The sequence below is a fragment of the Roseomonas sp. TAS13 genome, from assembly GCF_001950415.1.
In the GTDB taxonomy this organism is placed as follows: domain Bacteria; phylum Pseudomonadota; class Alphaproteobacteria; order Acetobacterales; family Acetobacteraceae; genus Roseomonas; species Roseomonas mucosa.
The window spans coordinates 1-2643 of sequence record NZ_BDLP01000497.1 but is presented as its reverse complement, the minus strand read 5'-3'; the positions used below and the strand labels follow the sequence as shown (position 1 = coordinate 2643).

The window sequence follows — 2643 nt, the reverse complement described above, 5'->3', positions numbered from 1 at the left end:
TCGCCTTACGGTGGAGCTGTGCGTAGATGTGATCAAGAGACAGGATGTAGTCGCCCGCGCCGACCGCCACCGTGCTGGGCCACCAGCCCTGCGTCACGATGGACAGCGCGCCGCGCGGGGCACCCGCCGCCAGTGACGGATTGCCGGAGCCCACCACCAGCCCGGTCCCGTCCGTGAAGATGGTGGCGTCCGAGAAGCTGTAGGGCCCGGTCGGCACGTCGCCCTGGCTGCGCGGATCGCCGGTGCGGTACTCCCGCCGCCAGTCCCATATGCGGACCGTGTTCGCCGAGCCGGCGAGTGCCGCCAGCAGCCCGTCCATCACCCCGGCCTGCACACGCCCCAGCGGCTCGAAGCTCGCCTCCGCCACCCAGCGCGCCCCCTCACGCCGCAGCACCTGCGTCGCGCGGGTGACGGGGGAGACGAAGCGCAGCGTGTTGTGTTGGAGGTAGAAGCTCAGCCGCGACGGCCGCAGCGTGGCGGGCCAAGCATATTCCGTCATCGTAGCCTCCTGAGGCCTATCCCCGCACGATGGAGGTGGCGCTGCCGCCGCGGCGGATGGCATCGAGCGTGGCGGCACTCGCCTGGCGGACGATCTGTGCCGAGAGCACGCGCAACCGTGCCTCGACACCGGCATCGGCACCGCGCGCATCGATGGTGATGCTCTGGTTGATCACCGGCCCGCCGGGCGCCATGCCGTTGGGCAGCACGGTGCCGCTGCGGTTCGGCACGAACCATTCGGGGCCGCGCTCGCCCACGATGTAGGGCTGCCCACCGGCGACCGGCCCGCCCTCGGCGCGGAACAGCCCGCCCAGCGCCGAGCCAATCCCGGAGAAGATCGAGCCGAAGTCAAAGCCACTGAGGCTGGAGGTGACCGCTGTGCCGAGCGGCTCGGTGATGGTGCGGCGGACGACGATGCGGGCGATGTCCTGCAGGATGCCCTGCAGCACCTTGGAAAAACTCTCGCCCTTGATGATTGCGTCCTCGAAGGCCGACGAGAAGGTCAGGCCGAGTTCGCGCGCCGTGTTGCTGGTGCGCTCCGTGGCCTGCTGCACGCGCTGCTGGCTGCGCTCCAGCTCCTCCAGCGCGGCATTGGCCTCGCGCGAGACGGTCTCGTCGGGGATGGGCTGGCCGATGCGATCGGCGCGCTCCACCAGGCGGCCGAGGGTTTCCAGGCGGCGGGTGTAGCGTTCCTGGGCATTCTCGTTGTTCTGGATCAGCCGCTCGCGCTCGCGGATGATGTCGTTGATCTCGCGCTCGGCCTCGCGGTCGGGGCGCGGGATGGATGCCACGCGGCGCGTGGTGCCCTCGATGCGGCGCAGCGCCTCGTCGCGCTCATGCAGCGCCAGGGTCTCGAGGCGGGTGCGGTCGGCGGCGGTGATGCCGCCGGCGGCCTCGGCCTCACGCAGGCGGCGGACGCGGTCGTCGTATTCGCTGTTGATCCGGAAGCGGTCGTCGAGCGCCTTGCGCAGTTCCTCGGCATCCGCGGCGGTGCGGCGGCGGCGGGCCTCGGCGGCCTGGCCGGCGGCGGCCTCCTGCTCGGTGCGCTGGCGCTCACCGGCGGCCTGCTCGCCGCGGGTGATTTCCTCCTGAAGCTCGGCGTACTGCCGGCGCAGCTCCTCGAGGCGCGCGGTGCGATCCACGCCCGCCTGCTGCTGCGCGGTGCCGACCAGCCCGCCACGAATCGAACCACGCCGGGGTTGGGAGCGCAGGCTGTCGCGGCCGTCGCTCTCCGCCTCGAGGCGGGCGATCTGGGCACGCAGGGCCTCGGCCTGGGCGCGGCGGTCGGCCTCCTGCTCGGATGGCAGCAGCAGTCCGGAGCCGCGGCGCACCCCGTCCAGCACGCGGGCGGCGCCGGAGAGCGCACGGGCCAGCGCGTTGGACAGGCCGATGGCCTGGTCGAGCCGGGCCAGGAATTGGTCGGCGGCGGCGGTGAGCTGCCCGAAGGCGCGGCCGACCGAGAGCGGGGCGCGCTCGAACTCGCCGTTCAGCCGCTCGACGGCGCGCAGCAGCGCAGGAAACACCGTGTCGGCGGTGAGCTTGCCCTCGGAGCCGAGCTTGCGGAGCTCGCCGATGGAGACGCCGAGCTCGCGGGCCAGCGCCTGCGCGAGCGTCGGCAGGCCTTCCAGGATGCTGCGGAGTTCGTCGCCCTGCAGTGTGCCCGACGCCAGCGCTTGCGCGAGCTGCTGGGTGGAGGAGGCGATCTCCTGCTGGCTGGCACCCGACGCGATGGCGATGCGCTGGAGGCCGCCGACAAGGGTGGCGACCTGGTCGGAGGTGGCGCCGATCTCGCGGGCGGCGATCGAGAAGCGGGCGAAGGCATCGACGCTCTCGCGGACGGCGACGCCGGTCTGCAGGCTGTCGCGATAGAGCCGGTCGTAAATCTCGCCGGCGCGCTCGACCGAGCCGAGCGCGGTGTTGAGGCGGCCCATGGACTGGGTGAGCGCGTCGCCGGCGACGACCACCGCGCGCAGGCCGGCGGCGAGGCCGGCGATCTGCACGCCGCGCACGGCGACGTCGAGGAGGTCCAGGGCGCGGGACGCGCGGTCGGCGCCGCCCTGGATGCGCTCCAGGCTCCGCTGGCCGGTGTCGCCGACCTCGCGCAGCTCCTGCTTGACGCGGGCAGCGTCGTCCAGCGACAGACGG

General features: G+C 72.9%; 2 protein-coding genes. Both read right to left on the bottom strand.

Features of this window, described 5'->3' with window-relative positions; genetic code table 11:
- A partial coding sequence (locus tag ROTAS13_RS22700) for a hypothetical protein (protein WP_075823520.1) occupies positions 1-499 on the bottom strand: 499 nt, incomplete at its 3' end.
- 16 nt (positions 500-515) lie between these two features.
- Positions 516-2643: tape measure protein (locus tag ROTAS13_RS22695; RefSeq protein WP_075823519.1), on the bottom strand; the 2128-nt coding region annotated here is incomplete at its 5' end.